The organism is Sphingomonas sp. NPDC019816 (assembly GCF_050274375.1).
GTDB lineage: Bacteria > Pseudomonadota > Alphaproteobacteria > Sphingomonadales > Sphingomonadaceae > Sphingomonas.
Genome location: NZ_JBNNOB010000031.1, coordinates 1 through 15,571, shown reverse-complemented (window position 1 = coordinate 15,571; position 15,571 = coordinate 1). Strand labels below are relative to the sequence as shown.

Annotated in this window: 16 protein-coding genes and 1 tRNA gene; 10 read left to right on the top strand and 7 right to left on the bottom strand. The window is 67.5% G+C overall.

Features of this window, described 5'->3' with window-relative positions; genetic code table 11:
- Position 1: 1 nt before the first annotated feature.
- The 7 genes from ACQKJZ_RS07060 to ACQKJZ_RS07030 all read right to left on the bottom strand — a co-directional run bounded on the left by ACQKJZ_RS07060 (position 2) and on the right by ACQKJZ_RS07030 (position 6,396).
- Positions 2 to 415 (bottom strand): Na+/H+ antiporter subunit G, encoded by a 414-nt coding sequence (locus tag ACQKJZ_RS07060; protein WP_427730510.1) that lies wholly within the window; start codon positions 413 to 415, stop codon positions 2 to 4.
- Positions 412 to 681: a K+/H+ antiporter subunit F gene (locus ACQKJZ_RS07055; protein ID WP_312489235.1), complete on the bottom strand. Its 270-nt coding sequence runs from the start codon at positions 679 to 681 to the stop codon at positions 412 to 414. Before ACQKJZ_RS07055 ends, ACQKJZ_RS07060 begins: the two co-directional genes overlap by 4 nt.
- Positions 678 to 1,166, bottom strand: coding sequence for a Na+/H+ antiporter subunit E (locus ACQKJZ_RS07050; RefSeq protein WP_427730509.1), 489 nt, complete (start codon positions 1,164 to 1,166; stop codon positions 678 to 680). Before ACQKJZ_RS07050 ends, ACQKJZ_RS07055 begins: the two co-directional genes overlap by 4 nt.
- Positions 1,163 to 2,686 (bottom strand): monovalent cation/H+ antiporter subunit D, encoded by a 1,524-nt coding sequence (locus ACQKJZ_RS07045; RefSeq protein ID WP_427730508.1) that lies wholly within the window; start codon positions 2,684 to 2,686, stop codon positions 1,163 to 1,165. The genes ACQKJZ_RS07050 and ACQKJZ_RS07045 overlap by 4 nt, the downstream gene beginning before the upstream one ends.
- Complete coding sequence (locus ACQKJZ_RS07040) at positions 2,683 to 3,036, bottom strand: Na+/H+ antiporter subunit C (protein WP_427730507.1); 354 nt, start codon at positions 3,034 to 3,036, stop codon at positions 2,683 to 2,685. Before ACQKJZ_RS07040 ends, ACQKJZ_RS07045 begins: the two co-directional genes overlap by 4 nt.
- Positions 3,033 to 5,843, bottom strand: coding sequence for a monovalent cation/H+ antiporter subunit A (locus tag ACQKJZ_RS07035; RefSeq protein ID WP_427730506.1), 2,811 nt, complete (start codon positions 5,841 to 5,843; stop codon positions 3,033 to 3,035). The genes ACQKJZ_RS07040 and ACQKJZ_RS07035 overlap by 4 nt, the downstream gene beginning before the upstream one ends.
- A 463-nt stretch (positions 5,844 to 6,306) precedes the next feature.
- Positions 6,307 to 6,396 (bottom strand) — tRNA-Ser (locus ACQKJZ_RS07030).
- A 143-nt stretch (positions 6,397 to 6,539) separates the two neighbouring features.
- Between ACQKJZ_RS07030 and hspQ the strand changes: the two genes are divergently transcribed.
- From hspQ to ACQKJZ_RS06980, 10 genes are all read left to right on the top strand, one after another.
- Entirely contained in the window at positions 6,540 to 6,905 is a 366-nt protein-coding gene (hspQ, locus tag ACQKJZ_RS07025) for a heat shock protein HspQ (protein ID WP_312489530.1), read from the top strand.
- 147 nt (positions 6,906 to 7,052) lie between these two features.
- Positions 7,053 to 7,352: a 50S ribosomal protein L21 gene (gene rplU / locus ACQKJZ_RS07020; protein WP_007405484.1), complete on the top strand. Its 300-nt coding sequence runs from the start codon at positions 7,053 to 7,055 to the stop codon at positions 7,350 to 7,352.
- 43 nt (positions 7,353 to 7,395) lie between these two features.
- On the top strand, positions 7,396 to 7,662 hold the full coding sequence (gene rpmA / locus ACQKJZ_RS07015) for a 50S ribosomal protein L27 (RefSeq protein ID WP_037568911.1): 267 nt from the start codon (positions 7,396 to 7,398) through the stop codon (positions 7,660 to 7,662).
- 185 nt (positions 7,663 to 7,847) lie between these two features.
- Positions 7,848 to 8,396 carry a GNAT family N-acetyltransferase gene (locus ACQKJZ_RS07010; protein WP_427730505.1) on the top strand — a complete coding sequence of 183 codons (549 nt, stop codon included), beginning with the start codon at positions 7,848 to 7,850 and terminating at the stop codon, positions 8,394 to 8,396.
- A 269-nt stretch (positions 8,397 to 8,665) separates the two neighbouring features.
- Positions 8,666 to 9,715, top strand: a complete 1,050-nt coding sequence (gene obgE, locus ACQKJZ_RS07005) for a GTPase ObgE (protein ID WP_427730504.1) — start codon at positions 8,666 to 8,668, stop codon at positions 9,713 to 9,715.
- A 184-nt stretch (positions 9,716 to 9,899) separates the two neighbouring features.
- On the top strand, positions 9,900 to 11,000 hold the full coding sequence (proB, locus tag ACQKJZ_RS07000; protein WP_427730503.1) for a glutamate 5-kinase: 1,101 nt from the start codon (positions 9,900 to 9,902) through the stop codon (positions 10,998 to 11,000).
- Positions 10,997 to 11,893: an SDR family oxidoreductase gene (locus ACQKJZ_RS06995; protein WP_427730502.1), complete on the top strand. Its 897-nt coding sequence runs from the start codon at positions 10,997 to 10,999 to the stop codon at positions 11,891 to 11,893. The genes proB and ACQKJZ_RS06995 overlap by 4 nt, the downstream gene beginning before the upstream one ends.
- 70 nt (positions 11,894 to 11,963) lie before the next feature.
- On the top strand, positions 11,964 to 12,209 hold the full coding sequence (locus ACQKJZ_RS06990; protein WP_312489525.1) for an acyl carrier protein: 246 nt from the start codon (positions 11,964 to 11,966) through the stop codon (positions 12,207 to 12,209).
- Positions 12,210 to 12,231: 22 nt separating this feature from the next.
- Positions 12,232 to 13,494 (top strand): serine palmitoyltransferase, encoded by a 1,263-nt coding sequence (spt, locus tag ACQKJZ_RS06985; RefSeq protein WP_427730501.1) that lies wholly within the window; start codon positions 12,232 to 12,234, stop codon positions 13,492 to 13,494.
- A gap of 112 nt (positions 13,495 to 13,606) precedes the next feature.
- On the top strand, positions 13,607 to 15,466 hold the full coding sequence (locus tag ACQKJZ_RS06980) for an ATP-binding protein (protein WP_427730519.1): 1,860 nt from the start codon (positions 13,607 to 13,609) through the stop codon (positions 15,464 to 15,466).
- The last annotated feature ends 105 nt before the right edge of the window (positions 15,467 to 15,571 follow it).

Sequence of the window (15,571 nt, the reverse complement as noted above, 5' to 3'; positions counted from 1 at the left end):
GTCAGTCGCTGGCCGTCGAGGCGGGCGTGTTGCGCCTGGGTGCCTCGAACGTCGCCCAGTCGCCGTCCTCGCTTGGCCGTGGTGGGGCTCCGGCGATGCCGTCATCCTCGCGAATGGCGCCGACCCGGGCGCGGTGCAGATGGACCTTGGCGATCATGTTCGCCGAGATCGGCGCGGTGATGAACAGGAACAGCGAGATCAGCAGCTCATGCGCGGTCCAGACGCCCAGCCGCGTCTGGAAATAGACGACGGAGGCCAACAGCAGCGCGCCCAGCCCCAAGGTGGTCGCCTTGGTCGGGCCATGCAGCCGCTCCATGGTCGTCGGCAGGCGGACCAGTCCCCAGCTGCCGATCAGGGCGAAGCCCCCGCCCAGGATCAACAGCGCGGCGATGGCGATGTCGGCGATGACGCTCATTCGACGATGTCCCCCCGCAGGATGAACTTGCAATAGGCGATGGTGCTGACGAACCCGACCATGGCGAGGAGCAGGGCCGCTTCGAAATAGGTGTCATTGCCACCGATCATACCGATCAGGATGATCAGCGCGATGGCGTTGATGACCATCGTGTCGAGCGCGACGATCCGGTCGCCCAGTGCGGGCCCCCGCAACAGGCGCCAGGCGTTCAGGATCAGGGCAAGCGCGACGCATCCCGACGCAACGTGAAGGGCGATCCCGATCATGCGAAAATCCGTTGCAGGCGCGCTTCGTAGCGCGACTTGATCCGGGCGATCTCCGCCGCCTCATCCGCGACGTCGAGCGCGTGGACCAGGAGGAAACGGCCATCGGCCGACACATCCGACGACACCGTGCCCGGCGTCAGGCTGATCGTGCCCGCCAGGAGGGTGATCGCCTCCGGCGTGGTCAGCGCGATCGGCACGACCAGCCAGCGCGCGCGCAGGTCGCGGTTGCGGCGGAACAGGATCAGCTTGGCGACCTCGAAATTGGCGACGACGATGTCGATCAATACGATCGCCAGATAGCCCAGAAAGGCGCGACCGAAGCGCATCCGGGGACGGTCGGGCCAGAAGGGCTGGGTGAATTTGGGCAGGATCAGCGCCAAGACGCCGCCCAGGACGATGCCGCCCATGGTGATGTGGTTCGCCATCAACAGCCAGACGATCAACAGCATCGCCGACAGCGCCGGATGCGGCAGGAACCGTTTCATCGCCCTCCCCCCAGGATCGCAGTGACATATCGGCCGGGCGCCATGACCTGCGCGGCGGTGGCGCGGGTCTGAGCCGTGACCCAGCCCGCCCCGATGGTCAGCATCGCCAGCATGAGCAGCAGCGCGACCGGCGCGACGAACTCGGCACGTGAACGGGTCGTGCCCGTGATGACGGCGGCATCCGGCGGGGTCGCCTTCCAGAACAGCGAGGATCCGCTGCGCGAGAAGCCGACGACGCCGATCAGCGTGGTGACGAGGATCGTCGTCCAGACCGCCTGCCATCCCGGCAGCGCGAAGCTGGCATCCAGGATCAGCAGCTTGCCGACGAAACCCGCCAGCGGCGGCAGGCCCACGGCCGCGATCGCGGCGGTCAGGTAGAGCAGGCCCGCCACGTCCTGCCCGGCAAAACGCGGGCTCGGCACGATGGTGTCGGCATATTGGCCGCGACGGCGCATCGTCACATCGGCGACCAGGAACAGCGCGGCCCCCGCCAGCGTCGCCTGCACCATATAATAGAGCGCGGCCGCCAGCGTCGCCTCGCGCCAGAACGAGACCGCCATCAACAACGTGCCGGTGGAGGCGAGCACCGCGAAGGCGGCCTGTTCGCGCATGCCGCGCACGGTCAGCACCCCGACAAAGCCGATCGCGGCGCCCAGGATCGCGGCGGGCAGCAGATAGGGCGCGGGCACCCAGGCCGCCGCCCCCGCCCCAGCGCCGAAAATCAGCGGTACGGTACGGATCATCGCATAGACGCCGACCTTGGTCATGATCGCGAACAGCGCGGCCACGACCGGCATCGTCGCGCCATAGGTGCGCGGCAGCCAGAGATGGACCGGCACCACCGCCGCCTTCAGCGCGAACACCGCCATCAGCAGCAGCGCGGCGATGCGCAACAGCCCCTGATCGGCCGCGCCCAGCGCGGCGACCTCGACCGCCAGATCGGCCATGTTGAGCGTGCCGGTCAGTCCGTAGAGAAGCCCCAGCGCGATCAGGAACAGCGCCGACCCGACGATATTGACCACGACATAGGCCACCCCCGCCTTGAGCCGCAGCGCGCCCTGCCCGTGCAGCATCAGGCCATAGGAGGCGATCAGCAGCACCTCGAAAAAGACGAACAGGTTGAACAGGTCGCCGGTCAGGAACGCGCCGTTCAGGCCCATCAGCTGGAAGTGGAACAGCGGATGGAAATGCCAGCCGCGCCGGTCCGCGCCCGTGACGACGGCATGGAACACCACCACCAGGCCCAGCACCGCCGCCAGCACCAGCATCGTCGCCGACAGGCGGTCGAGCATCAGGACGATGCCGAACGGAGCGCGCCAGGCGCCCAGGGCATAGCTGCGGATCGCGTCGTCCTGCACCGTTACGAACAGGGCGATCGCCACGACCAGCATCGCGACGCCACCGCCCAGCGACAGCCCCAGCGCCAGGGGGCGATGCCGTCGCATGAGCATCATCGTCACGGGTGCGATCACGGCCGGTATGATGATCGGCGCGACGGGCAGATGGTCGAGCAGGGTCATGCCCGGTCCTCCCCATCCGGTCCGGCCCGGCCGTCGACCTGATCCGTTCCGCTTTCCAGGTAACTGCGCAACGACAGGATGACGGTCATGGCGGTCATGCCGAAGGTGATCACGATCGCGGTCAGGACCAGCGCCTGGGGCAGCGGATCGGCATGTTGGGTCACATCCTTGGCATAAAGCGGGGGCCGGTCGACGATCAGCCGCCCGATCGCGAAGAGGAACAGGTTGACGGCATAGGACAAGAGCGTGAGCCCCAGCACGACCTGAAATGTCCGTCCGCGCAAGGCCAGATAGATGCCGCCCGCCACCAGCATTGCGATGGCGGAGGCGACCAGGAATTCCAGACTCATGCCGTGTCCCCTCCGTCGCGCTTCGCCGCCCGCTGCGCGACATGGGCCAACTGCGCGAGCGCCATCATCACCGCCCCCACCACGACACAGGCGACGCCCAGATCGAACAGCATCGCGGTGGCAAGCTCGAACTCACCGACCAGCGGCAGATGGAAATAGCCGAAGCTGCTGGTCAGGAAGGGCGCATCGAACAGCAGCGCGCCCAGCCCCGTCGCCACCGCGATCAACACGCCGAACCCGATCAGTTGATGCTCGCCGAACTTGCGCCGCGCGTCCGTCCAGTCGAAGCCGGACGCCAGATATTGCAGCAGGACCGCGATGGAGAAGACCAGCGCCGCGATGAACCCCCCGCCCGGCTGGTTGTGCCCGCGCAGGAAGATATACATCCCGACCAGCAGCGCCAGCGGCAGCAGCAGTCGCGTCGCCATGACGAACATCATCGGATGACGCTCGGGCGAGAAACGGTCCTGCGATCGCCACTCGCGCAGTCGCTGGCCGGCGACTCCCGTCGCGGCGGGTTCGAGGAGCGCGAATATGGCCAGCCCCGCGATGCCCAGGACCGTGATCTCCCCCAATGTGTCGAAGGCGCGAAAATCGACCAGGATGACGTTGACGACATTGGTGCCGCCACCGCCCGAATAGCTGTTGTCCCAATGGAACCGCGATATGCCCTCGCGCACCGGCCGCGTCATCACCGTCCAGGCCAGCCAACCGGTGCCGATCCCACCCAGTGCCGCGATCACCGCGTCGCGCATCCGCCGGGGCAATGTCGACAGGCGCGGCGGATGACCGGGCAGCAGGTGGAGCGCCAGCAGCATCAACAGGATCGTCACGACCTCGACCGCGATCTGGGTCAGCGCCAGGTCGGGGGCGGACAAATGGATGAAGGCCAGCGCCATGACGAGGCCGATGACGCTGATGAAGATCAGCGCGAGATAGCGGCGCCGGTCCACCGCCAGCACCGCCAGCGTCGCGACGATCAGCGCGGCCCAGGCGACCACCGCGACCGGCGATGCGGGCGTGGTCGCGGCCGAACCGGCGGCGATCCCGAAACGCGCGGCCGCGTCGAGCGCCAGCGCCAGCACGACGACGAACAGCAGGACGAGATACCGTTGCAGCGACGCGACATGCAGGCGTTCCGAGACATCGCGCAGGCCATTGACGGTCGCCGCCATGCCGCGATCGAACAGGGCCTTGGCATCGGGCAGGGCGAGCCGGGCCACCGCCCGCTCCACCCCGGCATAGCGCCACAGCAGCAGGATCGCGACCGCCACCGCCCCCAGGCTCATGAGCAACGCCGGATTGACCCCATGCCACAAGGCGAGGTGCAATTCGGGCTGTGTGCCGCCCGTCACCGCCGTGCGGGCCGCCGCGACCAGCGGGCCGGCCAGCGTCATGGGCGCCAGTCCCAGTGCCAGCGCGATCGCCCCCAGAATGGCCGGCGGACCGAGGAGGATGGCACCCGGATCGTGCGGCGCGGCGACATCGCCGGTGCGCCGCGCACCGAAATGGAGCGCCACGGCGTAGCGCAGCGAATAGGCGGCCGAGAGCATCGCGGCGATAGTCGCCAGCGCCGGCACCAGCAGCGCCTGTCCGGCAAGCGGGGTATGCGCGCTCTGCTCCAGCATCATCTCCTTCGAGATGAACCCGCCCAAGGGCGGCAGACCCGCCATCGCGGCGGCGGCCAGTACGCCGAGCGTCGCGGTCAGCGGCATGATCGCAGCCAGCCCGCCCAGCCGCCGGATGTCGCGCGTGCCCGTCTCGTGATCGACGATGCCCGCATGCATGAACAGCGCCGCCTTGAACGCGGCATGGTTGAGGATGTGGAAGATGGCGGCGACAACCGCCGCACCCGTGCCGAAGCCGAGCAGCATGACCATCAGGCCCAGCTGGCTGATCGTCGAATAGGCCAGGATCGCCTTGAGATCGTACCGAAACAGCGCGACGCCCGCGCCGAACAGCATCGTCAGCAGCCCAATGGGCGCGACGATGCCGAACCACAGATCGGTCCCCGCCAGCACGGGCCAGAGCCGGGCGAGCAGGAACACGCCCGCCTTCACCATCGTCGCCGAATGGAGATAGGCGCTGACCGGCGTCGGTGCGGCCATGGCATGCGGCAGCCAGAAGTGGAACGGGAACTGCGCAGACTTGGTGAACGCCCCCGCCAGGATCAGGATCAGGATCGCGGGATAGAGCGGTGACGCCTGGACCAGATCGGCGCGCGCCAGGATCGTCGCCAGGTCATAGCTGCCCGCCGCCTTGCCCAGCAGGACCATGCCCGCGATCAGCGCCAGCCCGCCGCCGCCGGTGATCGTCAGGGCCATCCGCGCGCCCTGCCGCGCCTCGGCCCGGTCGCGCCAGAAGCCGATCAGCAGGAAGGACGCCAGGCTGGTCATTTCCCAGAACACCAGCATTAACAGCACGTTGCTCGACAGGGCGATGCCGACCATCGCGCCCTGGAACAGCATCAGGAAGGACAGGAACCGCGCGGTCGGCTCGCTCTTCGCCAGATAGCCTTGCGCATAGACCACGACCAGCAACCCGATACCCAGGATCAGCCCGGCGAACAGCAGCGCTAGCGGGTCGAGCCATAGGCTGAGGTCAAGACCGAGCACCGGCAGCCACGCGATCCTGACGGCCGGCGTCGGCCCCGACAGCGCCGCCCCGGCCTGCGACAGCAGCAAGGCCAGGCCGCCGGCGCTGGCACCGCCCGCGATCAGCATATGCACGCCGCGCGACGCCCGACGCATCGCGACCAGCAGCAGGACCGCGACGAACGGCAAAATTGTCAGGGCCAGCAGAAACACCCGTATCCCCCCTTTACGCGCCGTGCCGAATTACATGCCGGGATCGGCCCGCCCGGCAAGTTTCGGCCAGGACCGCGCTTGCCCAACACCCGGCGGGCGCACGCGGTTCAATCCGGTGCGGCGACATCCGCAACCGGGGGCGCATGGCGAAGGGCGATAGGATCTGCACGGGCAAGCCGAAGCTCCAGGCAACAGGGTTCCGCGCTGGCGGCCCGACCAACGTTAGAACCTGCCCGCATCCGCGATGTCGCGAGCACCCGGAAATGCTATTGCACGATGCCCGGCGGATCGACAACCCTGCCCCCGCGGCATGCCCATCGGGTGCGGACAGGGCAGATACCGTGAAACGTCGGCTTCATTGCCGCTGGGCAACGAAGCGCGATGTACGGACGCCGATGGGAGAGCATAGCTGTATATGATTTCGTGATCGTCGTCCTGGATGGCATCCCGTAGATACGAGATATGGCGGAGAGGGAGGGATTCGAACCCTCGGTACCGTTGCCGGCACGCCGCATTTCGAGTGCGGTGCATTCGACCACTCTGCCACCTCTCCGCGAGGACGATCCGAGCGGTGGAAAACCGCTGGGGCTGATCGATTGGAGGCGCGCTCCTAGATCAGCTTTTTCGGCAATGCAAGCACCTAAACTTGTGCGACGCGACAAACGCATTAAATCATTGGGCATGGACGCTATCGACATGCCGCCCCTCACCTCGCGCTTCGACATGGAGGCGCCCATCGTCGCGAGCGCGCGATTCGCGATCGGCGATGTCGTGCGGCACCGCATGTTCGACATTCGCGGCGTGATCTTCGACGTCGATCCCGTCTTCGCCAATAGTGACGAATGGTATGACGCGATTCCCGAACAGATTCGCCCGGCCAAGGACCAGCCCTTCTACCACCTGCTCGCGGAGAATGCCGAATCGAGCTATGTCGCCTATGTCAGCCAGCAGAATCTGCTGCACGACGACAGCGACGAGCCGATCGACCACCCCGCCCTGGCCGGCCTGTTCACCGGCTATGAGGATGGTCGGTACCTGTTACGGCGCGAACACCGGCATTGATCCGCTACGGGGATCCGACGCGGGCCGGCTTTCCGGTCGTCGCCTGCAATCCTTGGTTGACAATCCGGCCACCTTTGCCTAGCTGACCCTTCTTTCCCGACGGGCATGCCTGGGCGGGAGCCATGCATTTGGGAAGTGATAACAGCCATGTTCGCAGTCGTGCGCACGGGCGGCAAGCAGTATCGCGTCGCCGCCGGAGATAAGATCGTCGTCGAGAAGATCGAGGGCGAAGCCGGCGCGTCGGTGACGCTGGGTGACGTTCTGCTGGCGGGCGAAGGCTCGGAGCTGAAGGCCGTCGACGGCATCACGGTCGCCGCCGAGATCATCGCTCAGGCGAAGGCCGACAAGGTCATCGTGTTCAAGAAGCGCCGCCGCCACAATTACCGCCGTCGCAACGGCCACCGTCAGCAGCACACGATCCTGAAGATCGTGTCGGTCGGCGCCTGATTTTTCAGACGCGCCACCCAACGAAATCCAGGAGTAGTTCGCAATGGCACATAAGAAAGCAGGCGGTTCGTCGCGTAACGGTCGTGATTCGGCCGGCCGTCGCCTTGGCGTGAAGAAGTTCGGCGGCCAGGAAGCCGTCGCCGGCAACATCCTCGTGCGTCAGCGCGGGACGAAGTTCTATCCGGGTCGCAACGTGGGCATGGGCAAGGACCATACCCTGTTCGCGCTCGTCGATGGCCGCGTCTCGTTCCACGAGGGCAAGCTGGGCCGTAAATTCTGCTCGGTCGAACTGGCCGCAGCGGCCGAATAATCGGGCAACCGCGCCGGGTTGCCCACCAGGGTGACCCGGGTTCCGCGCAGGAACCAGCAAAAAAGGGAGACGGGTCACCCCGGCTCCCTTTTTTCATGCTCCCTCCCCGGCTTCCGGGCCTTGTCTCCATCCCGTCATGTCGACGTGGCAGGGGGCGGCCCGACGCGACGAGGAGTTGCAGAGTAATGTTCGCGCGGACTGAAAGACTGTTGTTGCGGCCAGCCTGGCCGGAAGATGCGGCGCCGCTGGCCCAGGCCATCGGGCACGAAGCGATCGCGCGCATGGCGGCGCGTGTTCCCCATCCCTATTCGATCAATGACGCGGAGCGCTGGCTGGCCCATCCCTGCGGCGCGACCGAGCCGCGCTTTTTGATCACCACGCTCGACGGCGGCGGCGCGCCCGTGCTGATCGGGGGCATCGCGATCATCGCGGGCGATACCGGACACGAACTCGGCTATTGGCTGACACCGGCGGCCTGGGGTCGCGGCTATGCGACCGAAGCGGGCCGCGCGGTCGTCGCCACGGCGCGCCATGCCCTGCCCATCGCCCGGCTGAACGCCTGGCACTTCGCCGACAACCCCGCCTCGGGCCGGGTGCTGGCCAAGCTGGGCTTCCGTCCCACGGGACAGCGGATGGCGCGCGCCTCGGCCGGGCGGGACACGCTGTCGCCCAGCATCCATTATGCGTTGGACCTGAAGGACGAGCGAAATCGCGCGATGCCGTTGGCGGCGTGAGGGCATTTGATAGGGGGGTCCCGGATCGTCGGTGTGACCGCGCGTTACGATCCGGGATGCTTGTCACCCGGGCGGGCGTGGCCTTCGACTGCGCTCAGGCTGAACGGAGGTTGGGACACGGCGCTTAGCACAACGACCGTTCAGCCTGAGCGAAGTCGGAGGCCACGCCCCCGCCTCACGCCGGTGCGCCAAGGTCACGTCCCGCCACCGATCGTCCGCGCGAAACGGCCGGGCTGGTCAGTGGGCGCGGTCAGCGGTAAGGGCAGACCATGCATTTTCTCGATCAGGCCAAGATCTTCGTCCGCTCCGGCGCGGGCGGCCCCGGCGCCGTTTCCTTTCGGCGCGAGAAGTATATCGAATATGGCGGCCCCGATGGCGGCAATGGCGGCAAGGGCGGCGATATCATCTTCGAAGCCGTCGCCGGCCTCAATACGCTGATCGATTTCCGCTATACCCAGCATTTCCGCGCGCCGCGCGGGCATGGCGGATCGGGCTCCAACCGCACCGGCGGCGGCGGTGACGATCTGGTCATCAAGGTGCCGGTCGGCACTCAGGTGCTGTCCGACGACAAGGAAGAGGTGCTGCTGGACTTCACCAAGGTCGGTCAGCGCGAGGTGTTCCTGCGCGGCGGTGACGGCGGACGCGGCAATGCCAGCTACAAGACCTCGACCAACCGCGCGCCGCGCCAGCATGGCACCGGCTGGCCGTCCGAGGAGGCGTGGGTCTGGTTGCGTCTGAAGCTGCTGGCGGATGCGGGGCTTGTCGGCCTGCCCAATGCGGGCAAGTCGACCTTCATCAACGCGGTGACCAATGCGCAGGCCAAGGTCGGCGCCTATGCCTTCACCACCACCCGCCCGCAGCTGGGCGTCGTGCGGCATCACAATCGCGAATTCGTGGTCGCCGACATCCCCGGCCTGATCGAGGGCGCGGCGGACGGTGCCGGGATCGGCGACCGCTTCCTGGGGCATATCGAGCGGTGCCGCGTGCTGCTCCATCTGGTCGACGCCAATGACGCGGACGTGGCAGAAAGCTACCGCATCGTCCGCGACGAGCTCGAAGCCTATGGCGGCGGCCTGATCGACAAGCCGCACATCATCGCGCTGAACAAGATCGACACGCTCGACGACGAGTTGATCGAGGCGCTGTCGGCCGAACTGGCCGAGGCGAGCGGTGCGGACGTGATCCCGCTGTCGGGCGCGGCGGGCACCGGCGTCGACTGGGTGCTCGACAAGCTGCTCGAACAGATCGGGCCAGGGCCGGATTCGGTGCCGGAGAATGACGAGGGCGAGGACGAGATCACGTGGTCGCCGCTGGCGTGATGGTTCGGGTGGTGGGCTCGGTGAGACACCCTGCCCTCCCCCATCCCCTCCCGCTTGCGGGAGGGGCGTGCCTGGGCCGGACGTTCGCCCCGCAACCGCTCCCCTCCCGTAAACGGGAGGGGTTGGGGGAGGGAAAGACGCCTCGCAGAGACCGTCGCTGCCGATCAACACCAGAAACAGCGCAATGATCTTCCCCCCCACCACCTGCCACCGGCTGATCGTCAAGGTCGGCTCCGCCCTCCTCGTCACGCCCGAGGGCGAAGTCCGCCGCGAATGGCTGACCGGTCTCGTCGCCGACATCGCCGCACGAGTGCGGAACGGCCAGCAGATCGCGATCGTCTCCTCGGGCGCAATCGCGCTCGGCGCACGTCGCTTGGGCCTACCCAAGGGCGGCCGCGCCAGCCTGGAGGATGCGCAGGCCGCCGCCGCGACCGGGCAGATCGCGCTCAGCCAGGCCTGGGCGGAGTTACTGCACGCCGAAAACCTCACCGCCGCGCAGATGCTGGTGACGCTTGACGATCTGGAGGATCGTCGCCGCTACCTGAACGCCGCCGCGACGCTCGGACGGCTGCTGGGCCTGGGCGTGGTGCCGGTCATCAACGAGAATGACAGCGTCGCCACCGAAGAAATCCGCTTCGGCGACAATGACCGACTCGCCGCGCGCGTTGGTCAGGCGGCGGGTGCGAACGGCGTGTTGCTGCTCTCCGACGTCGATGGCCTGTACGATAGCAATCCGCACACCAACCCGGATGCGCGCCATATCGAACGGGTCGAACGGATCGACGCGGTCAGCGGCATGGCCGATGGCGGCTCCGCCTCGGGCATGGGATCGGGCGGCATGGTGTCGAAGATCGCCGCCGCACGCATCGCGGTGAGTGCGGGCGCGCATCTCGCCATCGCCTCGGGGCGGATCGACCATCCACTGGCGACCCCTGCCCGCCACACCATCTTCGTCGCCGAAAAGAGCGCGCCCGCCCGCAAGGCATGGCTGGCGGGCGGCCTGACCGCACGAGGGGCGATTACTGTCGATGTGGGCGCGGCCAGGGCGCTGGCCGAGGGCGGAAGCCTGCTCGCGGCGGGCGCCACCGCCGTCCACGGGCATTTCGCACGCGGCGATCTGGTGACCGTGGAGGGGCCGAACGGCACTATCGCGCGCGGCCTCAGCGAATATGATTCGACCGAGGCACGGTCGCTGATCGGCACACGCTCGGACCAGCAGGCCGACATATTGGGTCACGCGCCCCGCGCCGCGCTGATCCACCGCAACCACCTGGCCCTGCTATGATCGTTGCCGTCACGGGAGCGACCGGCTTCGTCGGTCGCGCGGTGGTGGACCGCGCCGCCGCCATGGGGCTGACCTTGCGGGCGCTGACCCGGCGCGCCCAGCCGTCGCGCGCCGGCATCACCTGGATCGCGGGTGCGCTCGACAAGCCCGACAGCCTGGCGACGCTGGTCGAGGGGGCCGACGCGGTACTGCATATCGCGGGCGTGGTGAACGCGCCCGATCGCGCGGGCTTCGTCGCGGGCAATATCGAGGGCACGTGCGCCATGGTCGAGGCGGCGAAGGCGGCCGGGATCACGCGCTTCGTCCATGTCTCCTCGCTGTCGGCACGCGAGCCCGATCTGTCCGTCTATGGCTGGTCCAAACGCCAGGCCGAGGACATCGTCACGCAAAGCGGGCTCGACTGGACCATCGTCCGGCCGAGCGGAATCTATGGCCCCGGCGACATGGAGATGCGCGACATGTTCCGTGCCGCCAGGCTGGGGATCGCGCTGATGCCGCCACCGGGCAAGGTCTCGCTGATCGCGGTCGAGGACTTCGCGCGGCTGTTGACGATCCTGGTCGCGCGTGACGGTCCTCGCGCCGTGCTGGAGGTCGATGACGGCCAGGCGCTCACCCATGCCGAACTGGCTGCGGCGATCGGCGCGGCGGTGGGACAGCGGGTGATGACGCTGCACCTGCCCAAGGGACTGCTGACCCTCGGCGCGAAGATCGACCGCCGGTTGCGCGGAAGCGGTGCCAAGCTGACTCCCGACCGGGTCGGCTATCTCTGCCACCCCGACTGGACGGCCGACCCCGCCAAGCGCCCCGACCCGGCGCTGTGGGAGCCCGCCATAGCCCTTTCCAGGGGGCTGGCGGACACGGCACGGTGGTATCGCGCCAACGGCTTGCTATAGCAGACACCATATCGCGGCCGAAAAGCCGCCGCATTTGGGTGCCACGGGGCGCCCGACTGAAAGGATCATCATGAGCGACCGCCAGGCCATTTTCGATACCGTCGCCGCGCAGATCGCGCCCTTCAACAAGAAGGGCGTGGAGCTGTCCGAGGCGACGACCTTCCAGGGCGACCTGGAGTGGGACAGCCTGACCGTGATGGATTTCGTCGCCGCGATCGAGGACGAATTCGACATCATCATCACGATGAACATGCAGGCCGAGATCGAGAATGTCGGCCAGCTGGTCGACGCGGTCGAAAAGCTGAAGCAAGCCTGATCGCCTTCAAACGGACACCGACATGACCGAAGCCGCTGCCCAGCCCCACGCCCTCCCCGCCGATGCGCCGGAGGTTGCCCCCGAACGCGACCTGCTCTCCAAGTTCGACGGCCTGATCGCCGAGCGGCAGAAGCTGCTTGATTCGGGCGTCACCGATCCCTTCGCGATCGTGATGGAACAGGTGAAGTCGCCCACCGAGGCCGTGATCCGGGGCAAGGATACGATCCTGCTCGGCACGTACAATTACATGGGCATGACCTTCGATGCCGACGTCATCGCGGCGGGCAAGACGGCGCTGGAGAAGTTCGGGTCGGGCACCAATGGCAGCCGGATGCTCAACGGCACCTTCCATGACCATATGGAAGTCGAACAGGCGCTGCGCGATTTCTACGGCATGACCGGCGCGATCGTCTTTTCGACCGGATACATGGCGAACCTGGGCATCATCTCGACGCTGGCGGGCAAGGGCGAGTACGTCATCCTCGACGCCGACAGCCATGCGTCCATCTATGACGGTTGCCAGCAGGGCAATGCCGAGATCGTCCGCTTCCGCCACAACTCCGTCGAGGATCTCGACAAGCGGCTGGGCCGCCTGCCGAAGGAACCCGCCAAGCTGGTCGTGCTGGAGGGCGTCTATTCGATGCTGGGCGACATCGCCCCGCTGGTCGAGATGGTCGCCGTCGCCAAGAAGCACGGCGCGATGGTGCTGGTTGACGAGGCCCACTCGATGGGCTTTTTCGGCCCCAACGGGCGCGGCGTGTATGAGGCCCAAGGGCTGGAAGGCCAGGTCGATTTCGTCGTCGGCACCTTCTCCAAGTCGGTCGGCACCGTCGGCGGCTTCGTCGTGTCCAACCATCCGAAGTTCGAGGCGGTGCGCCTGGCGTGCCGTCCGTACATCTTCACCGCCTCTCTGCCACCCTCGGTCGTGGCGACCGCGACCACCTCGATCCGCAAGCTGATGACCGCGCACGACAAGCGCGAGCGGCTATGGTCGAACGCGCGCACGCTCCACGCCGGGTTGAAGGAGATGGGCTTCCGTCTCGGCACCGAAAGCTGCGACAGCGCGATCGTCGCGGTGATTCTGGAGGATCAGGAACAGGCGGTCATCATGTGGCAGGCGCTGCTCGACGGCGGGCTGTACGTCAACATGGCGCGACCGCCAGCGACCCCGGCGGGCACGTTCCTGCTGCGCTGTTCGATCTGCGCCGAACATACGCCCGAACAGATCCAGACCGTGCTCGGCATGTTCAAGGCGGCGGGCCAGGCGGTCGGCGTCATCGGATAAGCGGGGCCCTTGCGACTTTGCATTATCCGATCGTTGGGATAGCGTCGCGGACGTGATCGAGGAGCAGGACCAGGGAGGGGTCGGCCGCTGGCGGACCTTTGCGCTGATCGCGATGGCAGTAGCCGGCGCGGCGACCCTCGTCCTGCTGATCGTCACCCTGGGGCACGCCAATCACGAACGCGACCGCGCCCTCGACCTGCAAAGCCGCAGCTATGACGTGATGATCCTGGCGCGGACGCTGGCCGGCACGATCGCCCGGTCTGAAGCATCGCTCGGCCGTTATGTCATTTCGGGCGACCGCAAGCTGGGCCAGCTCTATTCGGAGGAATGGGCGCTGGCCGGCGCGCAGCTCGACCGGCTGGACCAGCTGATCCATAACCCGCGTCAGCAGGCGTTCGTCGACCGGCTGCGTGCCGCCTATGATGCGCGCGGCGACGAACTGTCCAGCATCGCGCTGTCGACCACCTATCACCGCGATCGGCAGGCCTATGCGCTCTATTATGCGGCGCGGCAGGCCGATGCGCTCCTCCAGATCAATCAGACGCTCAACGCGCTGATCGGCGGGGAGCGCACGCTGCTGGAACAGCGCAGCGCGGATGCGAGCGCCACGGTGGAGCGCTCCAACCGGCTGGCCGGCGGATTGGCGCTGTTCGGCGTCGCGCTGGCGATCGGTGGCATATTCCTCGCCTGGATGATCATCCGCGCCGAGGGTGAACGCGCCGAGGCGCGTGCGGAAGCCTATGCCGAACGCGCCCGCGCCGAGGAACTCGCGAGCGCGGTCGAGGCCGCGACCGAGGAGCTGAAGGTCCAGGAAGCCAAGCTGCGCCAAGTGCAGAAGATGGATGCACTGGGCCAGCTGACCGGCGGGATCGCGCATGATTTCAACAACATGCTGGCGGTTGTGCTCGGCGGGCTCGAACTCGCCCGGCGCGCCCATGCGTTGGAGGACACGCACCGCCATCTCGACAGCGCGACCGAAGGCGCGCACCGCGCCGCCGCGCTGACCCGCCGCCTGCTGATGTTCAGCCGCGAGGAGGCGCTGACCCCGGAGGCGTTGCAGCCGCGTCAGCTGGTCGTCGGCATGCGCGATCTGCTCGATCGGACGCTGGGCGACGGGGTGAAGGTGACGGTCGAGGATCGGACCAGCGACTGGGCGATCTTCGGCGACCGCACGCAGATGGAGAACGCCATCCTGAACCTGGCGGTGAACGCCCGCGACGCGATGGAGGGGCGGGGCGAACTGGTCATCCGCACCACCGAGGTACGGGTCGCACCCGACGAGCTACCGCGTGCGGGCGCCGGCGACTATGTGGTGATCTCGGTCGCGGATACGGGCGCGGGTATGACGGCGGACATCGCCGAGCGGGTGTTCGAACCCTTCTTCACCACCAAGCCCGCCGGCAAGGGCACGGGTCTGGGTCTCAGCCAGATCTTCGGGCTTGTCGGGCAGATGGGGGGCGACGTCACCATCCGTACCGCGCCGGGGTCGGGCACCACCGTCAACCTGTATTTCCCGCGTCATATCGCACGGACCCCGATCCTGCCCGTCGCCCAGGCCACCGTCCCCGAGCCGGTCGCGGCGGACACCGACGGCCTGCGCATCCTGCTGGTCGAGGACGATCCGCGTGTTCTGGCCGCGACGATGGGTGCGCTTCGCGAATTGGGGCATGATCCCCTACCCTGCAACGATCCGCGTGAGGCCGAAGGGCTGCTAGACCGTCATCCGGGTATTCGCTTGATCGTGTCGGACGTGCTGATGCCGCACCACACCGGCCCCGAACTGATCGCCAGCCTGCGGCCGCGCTACCCCGATGTCGCGGTGCTGTTCGTAACGGGCTTCGCCGGTGACGCGCAGGCGACGGGGTTCGAGGGGCATGAGGTGTTGCGCAAGCCCTTCACCCTGATGGGGCTGGAACGCGCGGTCGCGGCGGCGTTGAAGCGCGCCGAAGGACCGGTCTGCGCGGCGGCTTGAGGTTTGGGGCGGCGGTCGGGGCATGGCCTTCGACTTCGCTCAGGCCGAACGGGGCAAGGGAGCACCCAGTTACAACGACCGTTCAGCGTGAGCGAAGTCGAAGGC

Coding starts and splice junctions, on each gene's coding strand:
- ACQKJZ_RS07060 (WP_427730510.1), bottom strand. CDS start 415: ATGAGCGTCATCGCCGACATCGCCATCGCCGCGCTGTTGATCCTGGGC.
- ACQKJZ_RS06995 (WP_427730502.1), top strand. CDS start 10,997: ATGATCGTTGCCGTCACGGGAGCGACCGGCTTCGTCGGTCGCGCGGTG.
- ACQKJZ_RS06980 (WP_427730519.1), top strand. CDS start 13,607: ATGGCAGTAGCCGGCGCGGCGACCCTCGTCCTGCTGATCGTCACCCTG.
- ACQKJZ_RS07040 (WP_427730507.1), bottom strand. CDS start 3,036: ATGAGTCTGGAATTCCTGGTCGCCTCCGCCATCGCAATGCTGGTGGCG.
- rpmA (WP_037568911.1), top strand. CDS start 7,396: ATGGCACATAAGAAAGCAGGCGGTTCGTCGCGTAACGGTCGTGATTCG.
- rplU (WP_007405484.1), top strand. CDS start 7,053: ATGTTCGCAGTCGTGCGCACGGGCGGCAAGCAGTATCGCGTCGCCGCC.
- proB (WP_427730503.1), top strand. CDS start 9,900: ATGATCTTCCCCCCCACCACCTGCCACCGGCTGATCGTCAAGGTCGGC.
- hspQ (WP_312489530.1), top strand. CDS start 6,540: ATGCCGCCCCTCACCTCGCGCTTCGACATGGAGGCGCCCATCGTCGCG.
- spt (WP_427730501.1), top strand. CDS start 12,232: ATGACCGAAGCCGCTGCCCAGCCCCACGCCCTCCCCGCCGATGCGCCG.
- ACQKJZ_RS07045 (WP_427730508.1), bottom strand. CDS start 2,686: ATGACCCTGCTCGACCATCTGCCCGTCGCGCCGATCATCATACCGGCC.
- ACQKJZ_RS06990 (WP_312489525.1), top strand. CDS start 11,964: ATGAGCGACCGCCAGGCCATTTTCGATACCGTCGCCGCGCAGATCGCG.
- obgE (WP_427730504.1), top strand. CDS start 8,666: ATGCATTTTCTCGATCAGGCCAAGATCTTCGTCCGCTCCGGCGCGGGC.
- ACQKJZ_RS07010 (WP_427730505.1), top strand. CDS start 7,848: ATGTTCGCGCGGACTGAAAGACTGTTGTTGCGGCCAGCCTGGCCGGAA.
- ACQKJZ_RS07055 (WP_312489235.1), bottom strand. CDS start 681: ATGATCGGGATCGCCCTTCACGTTGCGTCGGGATGCGTCGCGCTTGCC.
- ACQKJZ_RS07050 (WP_427730509.1), bottom strand. CDS start 1,166: ATGAAACGGTTCCTGCCGCATCCGGCGCTGTCGGCGATGCTGTTGATC.